Raw genomic sequence first — 19,718 nt, forward strand, 5'->3', positions numbered from 1 at the left:
TTTATATGAAGTTAAAGCAGTTTGTAAGGAAAAAATAGCTTTATTAACAAATTCTGTGTATATCTTGTGGTTATTTTGTAGACTCAATTCAATTGTAAAAGCAAAGTGTGCGTTGTTTATAATTCTTCTGATATTAAAAAATAAAACCGTTTACCCACTCAGGTAAACGGTTTATTTGCTTTACCATGCACGGTTTAAAATTGCTTTTAAATCATCAAGTGTGGCTTGCTTCGGATTATAAATAATAGAACCATCATTTAACGCTTTATTTGCAATATCATCAAATTGATCTTGCGACACCTTACGGGTTTCTCTGAGGGTACGTGGCAGTTGTGCGACATCAAATAATTGGTCTCGCATCGCATAAATGGTATCAATTGTACGCTGACTACGTTCAGCTAAAGGCGTGGCTGCATAGACATCAGCACCTGCAACATATAATAACAGCTCAGCGATTTTAGCCTGATTAACAGATTGATTATATTCAAGCACATAAGGTAAAAATAAGTTCATGCATAAGCCGTGAGGTAATTTGGCAACGGCACCTAAAGCATGACCTAAAGCATGAACCAAACCAACCATTGAATTTGAAAATGCAATGCCGGCCATGGTTGATGCTTGAGCAATTTCTAAACGTTTTGATTGATCATTTGGATGATCAATCACATCGAATATATGTGTACTAATCTTTTTAATGGCTGCAGTGGCATAAGCATCACTGATTGGATTGGCTGCAAGACAGCTATAAGCTTCAATCGCATGGGTCATGGCATCCATGGCAGTCATAGCTGTGATTTGATTCGGCAATGTAGATGTCATTCTTGGGTCAAGAATTGCAGCATTTGGCATTAAATAGTTTGAAGCAAAAGCGACTTTAGTTTGTTTTTGATGGTCTGAAATCACGGCAATCATTGTAGCTTCAGACCCTGTACCTGATGTGGTTGGGATAACAAATAGCGGTTTTAATGGTTTCGTCAAATGATGTGCACCTGCATATTGCAATAAATCATCACCGCCTTCGCTGACTAAGATATTCGTGGCTTTAGCCGTATCAATCACTGAACCACCACCAACCGCTAAAATAGCATCACATTGATGTGTTCTAAACAACTGAGCGGCTTGAGCAACTACTTCTAAGCTTGAGTCAGGCGGTACATCATCAAAAATAGCTTCTACATGAACATCACCTGCAGCTAAAGCTTCTTCAACAGGCTGTAAAAGCCCATGTACCCGAATGCCTTTGTCAGTAATAATCATTGGGCGTTTAACACCAAGAATACTTAATTCAAAGGGAATACTTTCTAATGCAGCATGACCGGCAATGATTTTTACAGGACAGTAAAACTCGTAAAAGGCTTTGCTCATATTAACGACTCCGTTTAAACCATGATTGGGCAATGTGAAGGTAAATTTTACTGGCTGACGACAGCTTCGCTTTGAATGTTAAGTGCTCGGGGTAGGCTTTCACTGCTTTAGATGCAATCACTTTCGGTAAAATCAAAGATTCCATTTGATCAAGACACCTTACCAAACGAATTGCATAGGATAAATCACCATCAGCGACCATACGGTCATTGGCAAAGGCTTGTGCTGTACTTTCTTGAAATGAAAATACCATATATGCATGATAAATATGTTTGAATGTAATGGTTAAATCAGGTTTTTGATCTGTGTGATTAAGCAGTTTTAGGGTCTTATCGTCTTGGACTTGAATCGTAAAGGCACATTGTTTCGGGAAGACCGACATTGAAAAAATATAACCTGATGGAAATTCTGAAAATTCTTTTTTGATTTCAGCATCAATCGTTTGGCTTGCGACCAATCCTTGCCCAATGATTTGCATCATCGATTGAACATATGCTTTATACAAGGCGGGTTTAATTTGCTGAAGATGTTGTTGCATCGAAATATCCTGCTTGTTGATGTTCTATGGTGCGAATACTTGGGAAGTCAGGCATGCATTGCAAATAACGCACAATGTCATGATAAAGCATATTTATTGTCGGTTGATGATCAGAGGATATTAAACTATGCAATTTGGTCATTTTTAATTCAGAAAAACCACATGGATTGATAAAGTCGAATGCTTTTAGATCACAGTGAATATTCAAAGAGAATCCATGATAACTTCGCCCACGACGAATCTTAAAGCCAAGCGAACCAATTTTTTGTTCATCGACATAGACCCCAGGCGCATCTTTTTTAGCATATGCATTGATATGATACAGATTTAATAGATCAACCATCATTTGTTCAGCGAAGCTGACTAAGGTTCTGACATTCCAACCCAAGCGATTCAGATCAAGTAAAAAGTATGCCACCAATTGACCAGGTCCATGCCATGTGACTTGACCGCCACGGTCACTTTGTACAATAGGCAACTCTGTGTCCATCAAAATATGTTCAGGTTTACCCGCTTGCCCTTGGGTATACAAGCTGTTGTGCTGCATTAACCAAATTTCATCAGCAGTCGATTCATTTCGCTGGTTGGTGAAATCTTTCATCGCTTGGAATACAAGACTGTAATCTTGATTGTGCTCAAAATAGCGAATGATTAAAGCAGAGGAGGAGCTAGTTATATGACTCATGACAGATTTCAAAGTTGGGCAAAAATAAAGCCAGATAAAATATCTGGCTCTTAACTATAGTGCGGTTTTGATTAAAGGACAAGCCGCCAAATCAGCATATAGTTGGTGTACTTGTTCTAACTCATCAAAACGCAATTGTGCTGTCAGAGAATGATATTTTCCTGTTTTCGATGGTTGAACAGATAAGCTTTCAGGGTCAAATTCAGGAAAGTGCTTCACTAAAATATCAGTTACAGCAACTCTAAGTGGTTCACCTGCAAGACCAATCAGTTTAATTGGATAGTCCATTGGAAATACCCAAAGGTCTTCGCGTAATTCTCTAGATGGAGTACGGTCTAACATAAATACCTCATAATGATTGAAACGCCTGCAATATTGCAGGCGTTAAAGACTAAATTATGGTTTAAAGCGAAAGATTAGTCATTTTCAAGGAAAGAACGTAAATGCTCTGAACGTGATGGATGACGTAATTTACGTAATGCTTTTGCTTCAATTTGACGAATACGCTCACGTGTAACATCAAACTGTTTACCAACTTCTTCTAAAGTATGGTCTGTTGGCATATCAATACCAAAGCGCATTTTAAGGACTTTCGCTTCACGTTCAGTAAGATTCTCTAACACATCACGTGTAGCTTCTTTTAAGCCTTCAGATGTTGCTGCATCAACAGGTGATGTAATGTTTGAGTCTTCAATAAAATCACCTAAGTGCGAATCTTCATCATCACCAATTGGTGTTTCCATAGAGATTGGCTCTTTTGCGATTTTGAGGACTTTACGTACTTTCACCTCATCCATTTCTAAGCGTTCACCAAGTTCTTCTGGTGTTGGCTCACGTCCCATTTCTTGCAATAACTGACGAGATACACGATTAATTTTATTAATCGTTTCAATCATATGTACAGGAATACGAATGGTACGTGCTTGGTCTGCAATAGAACGTGTAATGGCTTGGCGAATCCACCATGTTGCATAGGTTGAGAACTTATAACCACGACGGTATTCAAATTTGTCTACCGCTTTCATTAAACCAATATTACCTTCTTGGATAAGATCCAAGAATTGTAAACCACGGTTGGTATATTTCTTCGCAATTGAGATCACTAGACGTAAGTTGGCTTCAACCATTTCTTTCTTAGCGCGACGTGCTTTAGCTTCGCCGACAGCCATACGCTTAGAAATATCTTTGATTTCAGTAACTTTTAAACCTAAATCTTGTTCAATATCAGCAATTTTTTGTTGGAACGCCAATACATCAGGACGAACTTTTTCTAAATAACCACGCATTTCTGCAGGGGTTTGTTCAATCTGTTGATCAAGCCAAGCAGGATTAGACTCTTGTCCTGGGAACGTTGTTCTGAACTGAGTACGATCCATACGGCCGCGGCGCAGTGTATAACGCATGATTTCACGTTCAGATTGACGAATTTGTTCATGTGTGCCACGAATCATATTTGAAATCAGTTCAAATAAGCGCGGTGTAAATTTGAACATCATGAACACAGCAGCAAGGTTTTGCAGTGCTTCATCAGTTTGTGGTGATACGCGACCATGTTTTGCAATGGTATCTTTGGTCACTGCCCACACTTGCTCTAACTCAGTGAAGCGTACTTTCGCAATTTCAGGATCTGGACCTGATTCGCCTTCAGAATCATCAGAATCACTTGATTCTTCTTCATCTTCATCTTCTTCGTCATCAAGCTTAACATCTTTGGCTTTTTTCGACGCTACATTTTCGTTTTCTAAAATGGTTTCTTCATCTAAAACTTCAGGAATTTCTTCATTGGTTTCAGGATCAAGATAGCCTGATAAAATATCAGCAAGGCGGCGTTCGCCATTGGTATAATCTTGGTATTCTTTTAAAACTACTTCAACCGCGTTCGGCCAATAAGCAATTGAATGCAAGACATCACGTATGCCTTCTTCAATACGCTTTGCAATGCTAATTTCGCCTTCACGTGTAAGTAATTCTACCGTACCCATTTCACGCATATACATACGAACAGGGTCAGTTGTACGACCAGGCTCACTTTCAACGGAGGCTAAAACAGCAGCGGCTTCTTCTTCTGCAATTTCATCACCAGAGTCAGCAGACTCACCAAATACTGTGTCATCATTCTCAGGTGCACGATCATGCACAGGGATACCGACATCATTAAGCATCTGAATGATATCTTCAATCTGTTCGCTTTCGGTAATTGAGTCCGGGAGATGATCGTTAACCTCAGCGTAAGTTAGATAGCCTTGTTCTTTGCCTCGGCTAATCAGAGCCGCTACTTGGGAAGTAGGGGATTTCATATCGCTCATCTTATGCTTACTCTTTAATTGAATCTGTGGCAGTGAATTCTTTGATTATAGCATGATTTTGTTTTCTTGTTTTTGAAGAAATTGGCTTTTGCATTGAACATCAATGCCTATATTACTCACAAAAATCATGTCTAAAATGCAATGTTTTATCTATATAAGGTCAATATTTTTTTTTTCAAGGATAATTCAAGGGCGTAAATCTGATCTTTCTGTCATTTGAAATATACTGTGAAAGTGCTTTGATCAGTAAAGCTGCTGTTATTTGATAAAGAAAATTTTAACGACTTATAAATATATTGGATCAAAAAATATTTAATGAACATGTCATATTTAGTTGCTAAAACCACCCTATACTCGCTAAAGTTTGTCTTTAGGTATTTTTATATACAATATAAGAATAAATTGCATTTGTCATGAATGATTTTTATATTTTGCGCTATAAGTAGTCAATAAACCTTAAAAAAAAATGTTTGATTATTGGAAATGCAAATTAAAGCTTATAAAAGATTGACAAACGCTTTGAACAGAGATAAATAGCGGCTAGATAATTAATTTATTGAGGTGTAGTTGAGTGTCTTCTACAGATTTTGAGTTAGATGATGACTATGATGATGATATCAGCTTTGATGACTCATCAAGTAAAATAGTAAGTGCGAAAGAGTCACTCGAAAAACGTCGTTTAATTGATGAACTATTAGCACAAAGACGATTAGAACGTGAATTAAAAGAGTTTGATTACGATTTTGATGACGATTTCGATGATGATGAAGACGACTGATCAAAGACATGGTTTTGTTGCATCAACCAATCTGCACGATTTTAGCTTTCGTGAAATGAATACAAATTAAAGAGTAAAATACAATGAGCTTAAATTTAGATCTTCTAGAAAGTTATTTAGATGGCGAAGACAACGAGTATGGTTTAGATTTCGCAGCAACCCATGGCTTTTTAAGTGCAATTGCTGTTGGTCCTGAGTTTAAAACATGGTTTGAAGCATTGTTTGATGATCACCATAAAAAAATTCCTCAAGACATCGCAGAGCAAATCAAACTTTGGTTGGCTGACATTCGCCAAAACATGTCGAATGAAGATGGGATCGAGTTTCCTTTCGAAATTGAAGAGGCAGATACAGAGTCTAGTTTAGGGGATTGGTCAGTAGGTTTTGTGGATGCCATGTTCTTAAATGAAGAGGCGTGGTTTACGCCTGAGTTTGAAGAGCAGTTGGTCGACTTAACATTGCCAATGATGGTATTTAGCGGTGTAGATGAAGAAGACCCGCAAATGGAATCATTCAGACGAAATGGTCAGCTGATGGATGAGATTGCAGAAGAAATTCCAAGCAATTTAAATGAATTATATTTGATGTATCATACACCAAACGCATCGTAATTTAGATATTGCACATCATATCATGATCAGGTGAGTTTATTGCTCAAGTATAGTGAGGTGTGCTTTGTTCCATATTCAATGTTGGTTTGCTTAAATAATCACCTGCATAATGAATGTGTTATAGCTGATTGATCTAAATATTTTATTTTTGAATAATCTGTCACAAAACTATTGTTGTTTACGAAAGCATGTAATTTAATAGTTGATTTCTTAGATAGAAATTTGATATTTTTAGTCACAGAGAAGTATAGGGCGCTAACAATCTCATATTTTGTATCGCGCTTTATGTTTACTTTTGCTATTTGCAATTGACGTAATATGCTGTGTTAGCCTTGCTAAGGGTAAGAGAGTGTAAGTTTTTCTCTTGTATTATCGGGTTATTTTATTTTAGGCAAAGTTATGCTAATTCGACTATGTTATGCGAGTAACCGAATAGATCACCAAGATTTATTAAAAGATTTGAGTGATTTATTAGCAACATCGATCCGACGCAACCGCGCCAACAATGTTTGCGGTGTATTGTATTATGCACGTGGTTCGTTTTTTCAATGCTTAGAAGGCGAAAAGGCAGATGTAGAAAAGCTGTTCAATTGCATCAGCCAGGATACACGCCATACCAATGTTAAAATACTTAGCCAAGAAACTATTTTAGAAACCACATTTCATGATTGGTCAATGAAGTATGTGCAAGAAAAGAAAGAAATCGATCTTTTTTTCAAAGAGCGAAACTATCCTTTTTTTCAGCCAACTGAACTAAAAGAATATGAAGTGGATGGGCTATTAAAAATACTATTAACGAAAGAAAATAGTGTGATTAACAAGAGCGATGAAGATAATCAGCAACAAAGTCCTAAAGGCTACCGCCGTGGCTATAGTGGCTATTTGAGCTCTTAAAGTTTATTCACAGGTCGTTGTGATAACTGTACTTATTTTCAATGAATATGATCATTTGAATAAATAATAAATTATGAATAAAAAGAGAATAATGAGCCTCCATTGCTATCAATGATATGTCAGCATCAAAATCTGTGTAGTAGATTGACTTCCAGCGATTAATGGCTCGATGGACTTTGTTTCAGTTTCTGAAATTTTTAGAGCACATTTAGTTTGGTCTTTGTCACTTGACATGTCACAGGTGTATTCTACGATATTGCCTTTAAAATCAATTTGATTTGCATAAGATACACAAGGGGATAGCGTAAGAACTAAAATTGCTGAAAAAAATCCTTTTTTCATAGCAGCTCACAACGGGAGAGGAGATTGCTTTTTTATAGCAAATAATGCATTGCAGTTATAGGCTAAATAAATCATCCTTAGCCGTTAATCTGTGATGTTTTTGATGTTACAAGACATCAACAATTGATTGCATCACGCTAATTTTAGTTTTTTTTAATTAGAAATTTCGATGGGTTGTTGACTTTAAAATATACGTTATTTTTTTACACAAAAAAGGCGCTTGATGTGATCATGCGCCTTAATTATATTTAAATGTACTGCACGTTAACAATTTCGTATTCTACTTCACCTTGAGGTGTTGTAATTTTTACTTCGTCGTCTTGTCCTTTACCCAATAAACCACGAGCAATAGGTGAATTCACAGAAATTTTATTGATTTTGAAGTCTGCTTCATCATCACCTACAATTTTATAGGTTTTTTGTTCTTCAGTGTCTAGATTTTCTATCGTCACAGTCACGCCAAATACGACACGACCTGTTTTCTCAAGATCCTGTACATCAATCACTTGAGCTGCACCAAGCTTTGCTTCAATGTCTTGTATACGACCTTCACAGAAGCCTTGTTGTTCACGTGCAGCATGGTATTCCGCATTTTCTTTTAAATCACCATGTTCGCGAGCTTCTGCAATCGCTTGAATAATTCGAGGGCGTTCAACAGTTTTTAGTTGTTTAAGCTCAGTTTCTAAAGCATGTTTGCCTTCAGGAGTCATAGGGTAACGTTGCATGTCGTCCCTCCAAAATTAAAAAAATAAGTAGGTATTAAAAAATAAAAAATCCCACCACCGAAGAGGTGGTAGGACCTTTCGGAAAAGTGGATTAACTTACAACAGTTAAGTCTTGTAAACGATAAACATCCATTGGTAGTTTCACAGCAAATGCTTGACACACTGCTTCTGCACCGCTGATTGTGGTGGTGTAATATACTTTACCTTGTAATGCTGCACGACGGATTGCAGCAGAATCAAATTGAGCTTGCTTTCCTTCAGTGGTATTAACAATAAGGTGTATTTCACCATTTTTCAAGCGGTCAACCACATGTGGGCGTCCTTCAGTGACTTTATTTACACGTTCAGCTGCAAAACCTGCTTGTGTAATCACTTTATGTGTACCGTCTGTAGCAACCAATTTAAATCCATAATGGATCAATTGTTCTGCGACATGAATAATGTCTTTTTTATCTGATTCGCGAACAGATAAAAAGGCATATTTGGTTTCACCTGGCGTTGGTAAGCCAGGTAAGCGCTCATTTGAACCCAATACTGCTTTATAGAATGCTTCACCAAAGGTTTTACCAACACCCATGACTTCACCAGTTGACTTCATTTCAGGGCCTAGCATTGGATCTACGCCTTGGAATTTCGCAAATGGGAAAACAGCTTCTTTTACAGAGAAATGAGTTGGGATAATTTCTTGTGTAAAGCCTTGATCTTCAAGACTAATGCCTGCCATGCATCGTGCAGCAATTTTTGCTAAAGATACACCAATACATTTCGACACAAAAGGCACAGTACGTGAAGCACGTGGATTCACTTCTAAGACATAAACATCTTGTCCTTTGACAGCAAACTGTACGTTCATGAGCCCGACAACACCCAATTCTTTAGCCATTGCGATGGTTTGACGACGCATTTCATCTTGAATGTCTTTCGTCAGAGAATATGGCGGAATTGAACATGCTGAGTCACCAGAGTGGATACCAGCTTCTTCAATATGTTGCATGATGCCACCAATCACAACATTTTTACCATCAGAAATACAGTCAACATCGACTTCAATCGCTGAATTCAAGAAGTGATCCAATAGAACAGGTGATTCATTTGATGCATTCACAGCTTCACGAAGGTAACGTTTAAGCTCTTCTTGGTTGTATACAATTTCCATTGCACGACCACCAAGTACATATGATGGACGCACCACAAGTGGATAGCCCACTTGAGCAGCTTCTGCAATACCTTCTTCAGCAGATTTTACAATGCTGTTGTTTGGTTGACGCAATTGCAAACGCTGAATCATTTGTTGAAAACGTTCACGATCTTCTGCACGGTCAATCGCATCAGGTGATGTACCAATAATTGGTGTGCCTGCTTCTTCTAATGCACGTGCAAGTTTCAAAGGTGTTTGACCACCGTATTGTACAATGACGCCTTTTGGATTTTCTTTACGAATAATTTCTAGAACATCTTCAAGGGTAATTGGTTCAAAATACAAACGGTCAGAAGTGTCATAATCTGTTGAAACCGTTTCAGGGTTACAGTTCACCATGATGGTTTCATAACCATCTTCGCGCATTGCAAGTGCAGCATGTACACAGCAATAGTCAAACTCAATGCCTTGACCAATACGGTTTGGACCACCACCTAAAATCATGATTTTTTGTTTAGATGTTGGTTCAGCTTCACATTCTTCATCATATGTTGAATACATGTAAGCAGTATTTGATTTAAATTCCGCAGCACATGTATCAACACGCTTATACACTGGATAAACATTTAAGCTCCAGCGGTGTTTACGAAATTGCTTTTGGGAGATTCCCATTAAATGAGCAATACGTAAATCAGATAAGCCTTTACGTTTAAATCCGCGAATATTAGCTGCAGTTAGATCGCTAAAGCCAAGCGTTTTGATATGTTCTTCAGTTTTAATGATGTCTTCAATTTGCACCAAGAACCAGCGGTCAATTTTGGTGGCTTCGAAAATATCATCTAGACTAAAGCCATGACGAAATGCATCAGCAATGTACCAAATACGATCAGGACCAGGCACTTTAAGTTCTAATAAGATTTTATCTTTTGCATTTGGAATGCCAGGCTCGATTTTTTCATCAAAACCACATGCACCCACTTCTAAGCCACGTAATGCTTTATGTAATGACTCTTGGAAGTTACGTCCAATTGACATGACTTCACCAACTGACTTCATTTGAGTGGTTAACACAGGCTCAGCTTGTGGAAATTTCTCAAAATTAAAGCGAGGGATTTTAGTCACAACATAGTCAATTGATGGCTCAAATGAAGCAGGCGTAATACCGCCTGTAATATCATTACTTAGCTCATCTAGTGTGTAACCTACAGCCAATTTTGCTGCAATTTTTGCAATCGGAAAACCAGTTGCTTTTGATGCAAGTGCTGATGAACGCGATACACGTGGATTCATTTCAATGACCACCATGCGGCCATCGACAGGATTAATACCAAACTGGACGTTTGAACCACCTGTTTCAACACCAATTTCACGTAAAACTGCAATCGAAGCATTACGCATGTATTGATATTCTTTATCCGTTAGCGTTTGTGCAGGCGCTACCGTAATGGAGTCACCTGTGTGTACGCCCATCGGATCAAAGTTTTCAATTGAGCAGACAATAATACAGTTGTCGTTTTTGTCACGAACAACTTCCATTTCATACTCTTTCCAACCAATCAATGACTCATCAATTAATAGTTGGTGTGTTGGCGATAATTCAAAACCGCGTTCACAGATTTCTAAAAACTCTTCTCTGTTATAGGCAATACCACCACCTGAACCACCCATTGTGAACGATGGACGGATAATGACAGGGAAGCCAAAGCCAGCTTGAATATCTAGCGCCTCTTGCATCGTTTCAGCAACTGCAGCGCGTGGGCATTCAAGACCAATTTTTTTCATGGCTTGGTCAAACAGCTTACGATCTTCTGCTTTTTCAATAGCATCTTTACTCGCGCCAATCAATTCAACATTGTATTTTGTTAAAATACCGTGTTTATCAAGATCAAGCGCACAGTTTAGGGCAGTTTGTCCGCCCATGGTTGGTAAGACTGCATCTGGACGTTCTTTTTCAATAATCCGTTCAACAGTTTGCCAAGTAATTGGTTCAATATAGGTTGCATCCGCCATAGACGGATCAGTCATAATGGTTGCAGGGTTTGAGTTCACCAAGATGACGCGAAAGCCTTCTTCACGAAGTGCTTTACATGCTTGTGCACCTGAGTAATCAAACTCACATGCTTGACCAATTACAATTGGACCAGCACCAATAATTAAGATGCTTTTAATATCCGTACGTTTAGGCATTATTTTCGCTCCTCAATTATTTTTTAGATGCTTCAATCAATTCAATGAAATGATCAAACAGTGGGGCACAGTCATGTGGACCTGGACTTGCTTCTGGGTGGCCTTGGAAGCTAAATGCAGGCTTATCTGTACGATGAATCCCTTGCAAGGTGCCATCAAATAATGAGATATGCGTGGTTTTTAAGAACGGTGGTAACGTCTTTTCATCAACCGCAAAGCCATGGTTTTGCGATGTAATCATCACAGTACCATCTTCAGTGTTTTTTACAGGATGGTTTGCACCATGGTGTCCATGGTTCATTTTTACAGTTTGAGCGCCTGATGCTAAGGCAAGAAGTTGATGCCCAAGACAAATACCAAATACAGGAATCTCAGTGGTATCAACCAATGTTTTTACCGCTTCAATCGCATAGTCACATGCTGCTGGATCACCTGGGCCATTGGACAGGAAAATACCATCTGGATTGAGTGCTAAAACATCTTTTGCTGAAGTTTCTGCAGGTACAACAGTAAGTTTACAGCCACGATCTGCAAGTAAGCGTAAGATATTGGTTTTTACACCGTAGTCATATGCCACAACATGGTATTTTAATTCAGGTTTTGTAAAGCCTTGACCCAATGCCCATGAACCTTCTGTCCATTCAAAGCCTTTTGGATCACAAGACACTTTGGCTAAATCTAAACCGTCTAGACCACCAAAAGCTCGCGCTTTAGCAATTGCATCTTCAGCAGTGATGTTGTCACCTGCCAAAATGCAACCATTTTGAGCACCTTTATCACGTAAAATACGTGTCAGTTTTCGAGTGTCAATATCTGAAATAGCGACAATATTTTGTTGCTTTAAGTATTCATCTAGAGATAACTCTGCTCGGAAGTTACTGTAAAGTAAAGGCAAATCACGAATAATTAGACCGCTTGCCCAGACTTTTTGAATGCGTCCAGATTCAGCATCTTCAGTATTACAGCCAGTATTACCGATATGAGGATATGTCAACGTAACAAGCTGTTGTGCATAGCTTGGATCAGTCAATATCTCTTGATAGCCAGTCATGGCTGTATTAAATACGACTTCTCCAGTCGTCGATCCCTCGGCACCAATAGATTGTCCGTGAAATACGGTTCCATCAGCAAGGGCTAAAATGGCGGGAGTGCTCAAGGTGAAGCTCCTGATTTTTAAGCTGTAAAAAAGCGAGTAAACCAAAATGAAAGGGGCCTTTTGCCCGATTTAAGGAGGTCTGCTCGCTTGTAACTTAAAAACATATTGTACGCATATTACAAAAAGAAGTCCACGTAATTTAGTAATATGTGTCATCTATTTCAAATAGACGAATATGTTTAGAGATCATTTTGATGAAGCAAGCGTTGTTTACATCAAAGTTGATGTAACCAATCTCGCTTATTGTGAAAATCAGCAGTTAGTCCACTGTGTTGTATTGCATAGTATACATTACCCTCATCTGTATTTAAAACAGCCGACAAGCCAAGGTATATATCTGACATTGAAACTTGATGCTCTGATAAAAACGGCTGGATATCAATAATTGTGTTGATGCCATATGCCGTTCTTTTGAGTTCCACCAATTCAATATCATAAGCGACTTGTGGGGGAGAAGTATCAGGATAACGATACTCTTCGAAGTGGTAAGCTTGCCACGACTCTGTCGGAGAAAGGTTCACTTCGCGATAACCATCTTGATGACGGATACCGATAAAAATTTCAAAACAGGTTTTTTCCCAAAGAAAATCTTCTCGTATTTGATCAGACTTTTGGGTTGGCCAAATAATGCGTTTAGCCGGATCTTTGACCCAAAATCCAACATTAATCAAAGTAGATTGCTGTTCTATGGCAGCAACAATCATGACTTGATCAAAGCGTTGGAACGGGACTAATTCATAACTTGCCATAACTGCTGTTAGTTCGACAAATGTGCATAGCGAACAAGATTAGACAGTTTTTGGTTTTGTTCTGCAGATTTCTTGTATAGCAAAACAACTTTACCAATTTTGTGTACAACGGCTGAGCGCGTTTGCTCGGCAATTTCCTCAATCACTTGTGCACGGATTTCACGATCTTCACCAGCAACTTTAACTTTGATGAGTTCATGATCTTTAAGTGCGCGTATTGTTTCTTCAATCACATTTTCTGTCAGGCCTTGCGCGCCAATGAGAATCACTGGATTAAGCGCGTGACCAATTTGACGCAAACGTTTGCTTTCTTGAGTAGATAAAGAAGCCATGGATCAACCTAATATAATAGAAGCCTAAAAGTATAACAAAGTTACTTGCCAATGTATAAACAAACAGGATGATGTTGCTGTTTATCGCATAAATGTTTATTTATCTTTTGACATAAAATGTGCTAGATTGCGATGAGACCAATTAATAAACAAGCAAACTGATTTAAAGCGATACTGTGTATAGTCACTGTGTAGGCATTTTGTTGTTATATTTATAAATATTTTAGATTACCGATAGACGCAATCAAAAAAACTTATGCAGACTTATGTAGTTCCTTACTGCAACTGTTTCATTTTTTGCGTACAATGACATAATTATTTTGTGATTTTTTAATAGTTATGGCAACACGCATTACGAATCAAAAGCTTTCCAAAAGTAGCCGTGCGTGGATGAGAGAGCATTTAGATGACCACTTTGTGAAAAAAGCACAAAAAGAAGGTTATCGTGCGAGAGCAGCTTATAAACTTCTTGAAATCCAAGAAAAATATAAGCTCATCAAACCCGGCATGACCGTTGTTGATTTAGGTGCTGCACCAGGCAGTTGGTCGCAAATCGCAGGTAAATTGGTTGGATCAAAAGGTCTTGTTATTGCATCTGATATTTTAGAAATGGATGCTTTGCCCGATGTGACGTTTTTACAAGGTGACTTCCGTGAAGAAGAAGTTTTCGAAAATTTGCTAAATATTTTAAATGGTAGACAAGTAGACATTGTAATTTCAGATATGGCCCCCAATACATCAGGGAACAGAGCAGTTGACCAACCTCGTCAGATTTACCTATGTGAATTGGCATTAGACTTTGCACAGAAGGTACTCGGACCAAACGGACAGTTTGTCGTTAAAGTGTTCCAAGGTTCAGGATTTGATGAATTTCGTAAACAAGTCGTCGATTCGTTTCAAGTTTTAAAGACAATAAAACCAGAAGCGTCTCGTGCGCGATCGAAAGAAGTTTTTTTGATTGGTCAACGTATGAAATAAAGTTTATAAATGGTAACTTGCCAAGTCGGTAAAATTGTGCAAGGTTACAATTTCAGGGTATTGAGTGTAATCACTCACTTTTGTGAAGGGTCTGAACCGAATCAAAAGGTGATGATCAAACTAGATTGATGATATGGGAATAAAGCTTTGAGCGATCTCTTTAAAAACGCCGTGTTGTGGCTTGTGATACTTGGAGTGCTAATTTTAATTTTTAGCAACATCAGTGATCACAACAAACCATCGCAAATGAACTATTCTGAGTTTGTTTCTGCGGTCCATGCAGGCCAAATTAAGCAAGTCACGATTGATGGCGAAAAAATCACTGGCGAGAAAAAGAATGGTTCAGGTTTTGAAACGATCCGTCCTGCGGTACAGGATCCTGAACTCATGCCAGGTTTGATTAAAAACAGTGTAATTGTTGAGGGTACAGCACCTCAGCGCCAAGGCGTATTAATGCAACTTTTGATTGCAAGCTTTCCAGTCTTATTAATCATTCTTTTATTCATGTTTTTCATGCGCAACATGGGCGGTGGAGCAGGCGGTAAAAATGGTCCCATGAGCTTTGGTAAGTCAAAAGCAAAAATGCTTGCAGAAGACCAAATAAAAATTAATTTTAAAGATGTTGCAGGTTGTGATGAAGCAAAACAAGAAGTTGTAGAAATTGTCGATTTCTTAAGAGATCCAACCAAATTTAAGCGTTTAGGGGCATCAATTCCTAAAGGCGTATTAATGGTTGGACCACCAGGTACAGGTAAAACATTGCTTGCAAAAGCGATTGCTGGCGAAGCCAAAGTTCCGTTCTTTAGTATTTCAGGTTCTGACTTTGTTGAAATGTTTGTCGGTGTAGGTGCATCTCGTGTACGTGATATGTTTGAACAAGCTAAACGTCATGCGCCATGTATTATCTTCATTGATGAGATTGATGCAGTTGGTCGTCATCGTGGTTCAGGTACAGGCGGTGGTCATGATGAGCGTGAGCAAACATTAAACCAAATGTTGGTGGAAATGGATGGTTTTGAAGGGAATGAAGGAATTATTGTCATTGCTGCAACAAACCGTGCTGATGTTTTAGATAAAGCATTGCTCCGTCCTGGACGTTTTGACCGCCAAGTTATGGTTGGGTTACCTGATATTAATGGTCGTGAGCAAATTTTAGGGGTTCACCTGAAAAAACTTCCATCTGTGACTAGTGTAGATACCAAAGTATTGGCACGAGGCACACCTGGTTTTTCTGGTGCAGAGCTTGCAAACCTTGTGAATGAAGCTGCCTTATTTGCTGCACGTCGTAATAAGAACACAGTAGACATGCATGACTTTGAAGACGCGAAAGACAAGATTTATATGGGTCCTGAGCGTAAATCAATGATCATTCGTGATGAAGAACGTAGTGCAACTGCATATCATGAAGCAGGACATGCGATTGTTGCTGAAGCATTGCCAGGATCAGATCCTGTGCATAAAGTAACCATCATGCCACGTGGTTGGGCATTGGGTGTGACATGGCAGTTGCCAGAGCGTGACCAAGTCAGTCTCTACAAAACAAAAATGCTTAATGATATTTCGATTTTATTTGGTGGTCGTATCGCTGAAGAGATTTTTATTAATCAGCAGTCGACTGGCGCATCAAATGACTTTGAGCGTGCAACTAAAATGGCAAGATCAATGGTTACTAAATATGGCATGTCAGATAAGCTTGGTGTAATGGTTTATGAAGATGACAGTCAGCAATCATATTTAGGTAGCATGTCAAGTCGCTCTATTTCTGAATCAACACAACAACAAGTTGATGCTGAAATCCGTCGTATCTTAGATGAGCAATATAAAGTTGCATGGGACATCTTAGATCAAAATCGTGATAAAGCGCATGTTATGGTAAAAGCGCTTATGGAATGGGAAACGATTGACCGCGATCAAGTGATAGACATTATGGAAGGTCGCGAACCAAGACCACCTAAAGTCTATGTTGCGGAAAATCCAGTGTCGAATGAACCACCTAAAGATGGTCCTTCAACACCACCACCATTGCCTGCAATGAGTTAAACGAAAAGAGTCACTTTGGTGGCTCTTTTTATTGCATTTATTCTTGATTTGGATTTCACCATGCAGTTACATGCACTTCCCCAAAAAACCATCTTATCTGGCAATCAGCGTTTAGACCTTTCAAGACCTCATATTATGGGGATTTTAAATGTCACACCCGACTCATTTAGTGATGGTGGACAGTATCAATTTGTTGAAAACGCAGTTGCACGTGCTTTGCATATGGTTGAACAAGGTGCAACGATTATTGATATTGGCGGAGAGTCTACTCGGCCAGGTGCAGCACATGTTGCAGTGGATGAAGAATTGGCTCGTGTGGTCCCTGTCGTTGAAGCACTTGCAAGGCATCAATGTGCATGGATATCTATTGATACGAGTGAACCACAAGTCATTCAGCAGGCTGTACAAGCAGGTGCGCATATTTGGAACGATGTAAGAGCATTAACCCGACCTGGTGCTTTACACATGGCAGCAAAGCTAAATATTCCTGTGATATTGATGCATATGCGTGGTGAGCCTACGACCATGAATCAACTGGCATCATATAATGATCTTATGCATGAAGTTATTGCTGAATTATCAGAAAAAGTTGAACAGGCTGTACAAGCAGGTGTTGAGCGAGATCGTATTATTATTGACCCAGGCTTTGGTTTTGCAAAAAATACTGATCACAATGTAGAATTATTAAATCAGCTTTGGCAGTTACACCAATTTGGCTTACCGATATTATCGGGTCTATCGCGAAAACGATTTATTGGTGAGATTACAGCACAACAAAAAGCCACCGATCGTATGATTGGTAGCGTCATAGGACATCTATTGTCTGTACAGCAGGGTGCAAGTATTGTACGTGTGCATGATGTTTCTGAAACGAAACAAGCTTTAGATCTTTGGATGAAATTATATAAATAAGGCTCCAGGATGCCGCTGCATGTCTTTACCCTTGAACCCTAAAGTTCAAGGTGGACGCGACGCATACTTGTTGGGTGTCCTACTCGAGGGTAGGCATACGCTCTAAGCATGCAGAACGCAATCCTATGGTGTAGATATCGGCTCAGGGGAATCAGACCCGCTGGCGAACATCCCAGATTAGTTTCTATTATAGCGCTAGCAATTCGTTATTGATAGAGCCAATCGCAATTCATATGTTAAGTTGTTTTACAGTTGATGATACTTTATACATGAGTTATGTAGACAGACCTTGAAATCAAGAAGATGTTTCTGTGTCAGCTTCAATATCTTGTAAAATAGAAGACAGTAAATATTTACATTGTTCATAATGTTGCAATGATTTATTCAGCACTAAGATCTCTTGCATAAAATCAAGTGCCACCATAATAACCAATTTATTATGTTCAACTCGCGGTGAGTTTTTTCGAAATTCTTGAAATTTCGCATTCAACATTTGTGCGGCTTGTTCAAGCTGTGGCTTTTTTTCTTGTGTTGTAGATAAACGAAAAATTTGTTCCACAATGCGTAGCTCAACAGTGACTGCTTCACTCATGAAGATGACTCCTCTTCTAAATCTGTTTTATGCATGAGTTGTTGGATTTCTTCAGCATGTTGGTCTTCACTTGTACCTAGTTGAGCCAAGCGTTGAACAATGGTTTCAACTTTAGATTTTGCATGTTCATTTTTTTTAATTAAGACGGCACGCTCATCTTTTAATGCTTTAATTTCTTGTTGTGCTGCAAGTTGCTCATGTTGCAGTTTCTCTTTCGTTACACGAAGCTCATTACGTTCAGCCAAAATTTCTTGAAAGCGACTTTTTAAGTCAGTACATCCTTTTTCTAGGCGACTATAACGTTCAGCCAGTGTTTTGGCATCTTGGTTTAAGGTTGTATGCTGTGTTTCTAGTGTGCTTAATGATGTTTTTAAGCTAGAAATTTGCTCGTTTTTTTCTTGTGTTGCCAGCTCATGTTGTTGAATTTTCTCATGATGGCTCTTTTCTGCAGCAGTTTTTAGTTGCTGCAAAGACAGTGTTTCTTTTTCAAGTTGTTGAACACGGGTTTTAAAATTCGCGATATGCGTTTGAAGTCGCTTTAATTCTTCTAACATAAGTGGGTCGCACAGAGTTGCAAACAAAGGTAATATATACGCAGTATAGAGATTGGATAGACGAATGCAAGACGATATTACAGGTTGGTTCGAGTGGTACAGCAATTTTTCTGACATTGTTGAAATTTCAAGCCCAAGTGAGTTACATGGCTTACTAACAGGTATTGTTTGTGTGACAGAAGCACCGACCCCTGAGCAGTGGCTATTAATTTTATCAACCCTCAATGTGCCTGCTTTAACGGAACATCAGTTAGATATTTTGACTGAGGAAACCAAAGACATTGCACATGCTTTAGCGGAAGATGATTTAGATTATGTTCCAATGTTGCCTGATGAAGAGCATCCATTAAAAGACCGTGTATATGCTTTAGCAGATTGGTGTGCAGGTGTTATTTTAGGTTTTGGTTTAGCATCAGGGCATATCCGTCAAGATGAACGCGAATTAATCGGTCATTTACAAGATGTGGCGGCTGTTGAATTTGAAGATTCTGATGATGATGAAAATGGTGAAGAAAGTTATTTAGAACTTTATGAGTTTGTCCGTTTGATTCCTGTGAGTTTGGCTGTAGGTCGTAAAAAAATTACGGTCATTGATAGCTCTTTACTACGCCATGTCCATGAACGTGTTGAACCTAAAGGCTCATCTGATGTGAGCAATGTAGTTGAAATGTTTACTCCGAATCGACCAAGTTAGTTGACGTCTTAAACTATTCGATCTTTGGGTGTCCAAGTTATATAGGAGCTTTGCTTTAGATGAAAGCAGAGCTTCATGTTTATTAAATTATTGCTTTGTCAGTGGAAAACCAATATATAGTCATTTGATGTATTTCGATAAA

General features: G+C 38.7%; 19 protein-coding genes and 1 other RNA gene. 7 read left to right on the forward strand and 13 right to left on the reverse strand.

Annotated features, from left to right (window positions below; all coding sequences use genetic code 11):
* Window positions 1-180: 180 nt before the first annotated feature.
* The 5 genes from CFY84_RS00655 to rpoD all read right to left on the reverse strand — a co-directional run bounded on the left by CFY84_RS00655 (window position 181) and on the right by rpoD (window position 4,918).
* On the reverse strand, window positions 181-1,365 hold the full coding sequence (locus CFY84_RS00655; protein ID WP_088822227.1) for an iron-containing alcohol dehydrogenase: 1,185 nt from the start codon (window positions 1,363-1,365) through the stop codon (window positions 181-183).
* 1 nt (window position 1,366) lies between these two features.
* A complete protein-coding gene (locus tag CFY84_RS00660) occupies window positions 1,367-1,903 on the reverse strand; it encodes a hypothetical protein (protein WP_088822228.1) in 537 nt (178 codons plus the stop codon).
* A complete protein-coding gene (gene lipB, locus CFY84_RS00665) occupies window positions 1,878-2,588 on the reverse strand; it encodes a lipoyl(octanoyl) transferase LipB (protein WP_088822229.1) in 711 nt (236 codons plus the stop codon). The genes CFY84_RS00660 and lipB overlap by 26 nt, the downstream gene beginning before the upstream one ends.
* A 54-nt stretch (window positions 2,589-2,642) precedes the next feature.
* Window positions 2,643-2,930: a YbeD family protein gene (locus CFY84_RS00670; RefSeq protein ID WP_088822230.1), complete on the reverse strand. Its 288-nt coding sequence runs from the start codon at window positions 2,928-2,930 to the stop codon at window positions 2,643-2,645.
* Window positions 2,931-3,004: 74 nt separating this feature from the next.
* Window positions 3,005-4,918, reverse strand: coding sequence for an RNA polymerase sigma factor RpoD (gene rpoD, locus CFY84_RS00675; protein WP_265734647.1), 1,914 nt, complete (start codon window positions 4,916-4,918; stop codon window positions 3,005-3,007).
* Between the two features lie 547 nt (window positions 4,919-5,465).
* On the opposite strand from rpoD, the gene CFY84_RS00680 reads away from it, so the two are divergent.
* The 3 genes from CFY84_RS00680 to CFY84_RS00690 all read left to right on the forward strand — a co-directional run bounded on the left by CFY84_RS00680 (window position 5,466) and on the right by CFY84_RS00690 (window position 7,177).
* Entirely contained in the window at window positions 5,466-5,672 is a 207-nt protein-coding gene (locus CFY84_RS00680; protein ID WP_088822232.1) for a PA3496 family putative envelope integrity protein, read from the forward strand.
* 83 nt (window positions 5,673-5,755) lie between these two features.
* Window positions 5,756-6,283 carry a YecA/YgfB family protein gene (locus CFY84_RS00685; RefSeq protein ID WP_088822233.1) on the forward strand — a complete coding sequence of 176 codons (528 nt, stop codon included), beginning with the start codon at window positions 5,756-5,758 and terminating at the stop codon, window positions 6,281-6,283.
* 399 nt (window positions 6,284-6,682) lie between these two features.
* Window positions 6,683-7,177, forward strand: a complete 495-nt coding sequence (locus tag CFY84_RS00690; protein ID WP_088822234.1) for a BLUF domain-containing protein — start codon at window positions 6,683-6,685, stop codon at window positions 7,175-7,177.
* A 590-nt stretch (window positions 7,178-7,767) separates the two neighbouring features.
* On the opposite strand, the gene greA is transcribed toward CFY84_RS00690, so the two are convergent.
* From greA to yhbY, 5 genes are all read right to left on the reverse strand, one after another.
* Entirely contained in the window at window positions 7,768-8,244 is a 477-nt protein-coding gene (gene greA, locus CFY84_RS00700; RefSeq protein ID WP_088822236.1) for a transcription elongation factor GreA, read from the reverse strand.
* Between the two features lie 91 nt (window positions 8,245-8,335).
* Window positions 8,336-11,569, reverse strand: coding sequence for a carbamoyl-phosphate synthase large subunit (gene carB, locus CFY84_RS00705; RefSeq protein ID WP_088822237.1), 3,234 nt, complete (start codon window positions 11,567-11,569; stop codon window positions 8,336-8,338).
* 16 nt (window positions 11,570-11,585) lie between these two features.
* Window positions 11,586-12,725, reverse strand: a complete 1,140-nt coding sequence (gene carA / locus CFY84_RS00710; RefSeq protein ID WP_088822238.1) for a glutamine-hydrolyzing carbamoyl-phosphate synthase small subunit — start codon at window positions 12,723-12,725, stop codon at window positions 11,586-11,588.
* A gap of 215 nt (window positions 12,726-12,940) precedes the next feature.
* Window positions 12,941-13,474, reverse strand: a complete 534-nt coding sequence (locus CFY84_RS00715) for a DOMON domain-containing protein (protein ID WP_088822239.1) — start codon at window positions 13,472-13,474, stop codon at window positions 12,941-12,943.
* 8 nt (window positions 13,475-13,482) lie between these two features.
* The gene (gene yhbY, locus CFY84_RS00720) at window positions 13,483-13,806 is read right to left on the reverse strand and encodes a ribosome assembly RNA-binding protein YhbY (protein ID WP_088822240.1); all 324 of its coding nucleotides are present in this window, start codon (window positions 13,804-13,806) and stop codon (window positions 13,483-13,485) included.
* Window positions 13,807-14,145: 339 nt separating this feature from the next.
* Between yhbY and rlmE the strand changes: the two genes are divergently transcribed.
* The 3 genes from rlmE (at window position 14,146) to folP (ending at window position 17,736) form a co-directional block, all read left to right on the forward strand.
* Entirely contained in the window at window positions 14,146-14,784 is a 639-nt protein-coding gene (rlmE, locus tag CFY84_RS00725) for a 23S rRNA (uridine(2552)-2'-O)-methyltransferase RlmE (RefSeq protein WP_088822241.1), read from the forward strand.
* A 147-nt stretch (window positions 14,785-14,931) separates the two neighbouring features.
* A complete protein-coding gene (gene ftsH, locus CFY84_RS00730; RefSeq protein WP_088822242.1) occupies window positions 14,932-16,824 on the forward strand; it encodes an ATP-dependent zinc metalloprotease FtsH in 1,893 nt (630 codons plus the stop codon).
* A gap of 60 nt (window positions 16,825-16,884) precedes the next feature.
* Window positions 16,885-17,736, forward strand: a complete 852-nt coding sequence (folP, locus tag CFY84_RS00735; protein WP_088823345.1) for a dihydropteroate synthase — start codon at window positions 16,885-16,887, stop codon at window positions 17,734-17,736.
* Here folP and ssrS read toward each other — a convergent pair.
* From ssrS to CFY84_RS00750, 3 genes are all read right to left on the reverse strand, one after another.
* Window positions 17,734-17,918: non-coding RNA, 6S RNA (ssrS, locus tag CFY84_RS00740), on the reverse strand. The two genes, folP and ssrS, sit on opposite strands and share 3 nt — an antisense overlap.
* A gap of 113 nt (window positions 17,919-18,031) precedes the next feature.
* On the reverse strand, window positions 18,032-18,328 hold the full coding sequence (locus tag CFY84_RS00745) for a cell division protein ZapA (RefSeq protein WP_088822243.1): 297 nt from the start codon (window positions 18,326-18,328) through the stop codon (window positions 18,032-18,034).
* Entirely contained in the window at window positions 18,325-18,882 is a 558-nt protein-coding gene (locus tag CFY84_RS00750) for a hypothetical protein (RefSeq protein WP_088822244.1), read from the reverse strand. Before CFY84_RS00750 ends, CFY84_RS00745 begins: the two co-directional genes overlap by 4 nt.
* A gap of 64 nt (window positions 18,883-18,946) precedes the next feature.
* On the opposite strand from CFY84_RS00750, the gene CFY84_RS00755 reads away from it, so the two are divergent.
* On the forward strand, window positions 18,947-19,576 hold the full coding sequence (locus CFY84_RS00755) for a UPF0149 family protein (RefSeq protein ID WP_088822245.1): 630 nt from the start codon (window positions 18,947-18,949) through the stop codon (window positions 19,574-19,576).
* Window positions 19,577-19,718: the final 142 nt, after the last annotated feature.

Source organism: Acinetobacter apis, from assembly GCF_900197575.1.
Taxonomy (GTDB): Bacteria; Pseudomonadota; Gammaproteobacteria; order Pseudomonadales; family Moraxellaceae; genus Acinetobacter; species Acinetobacter apis.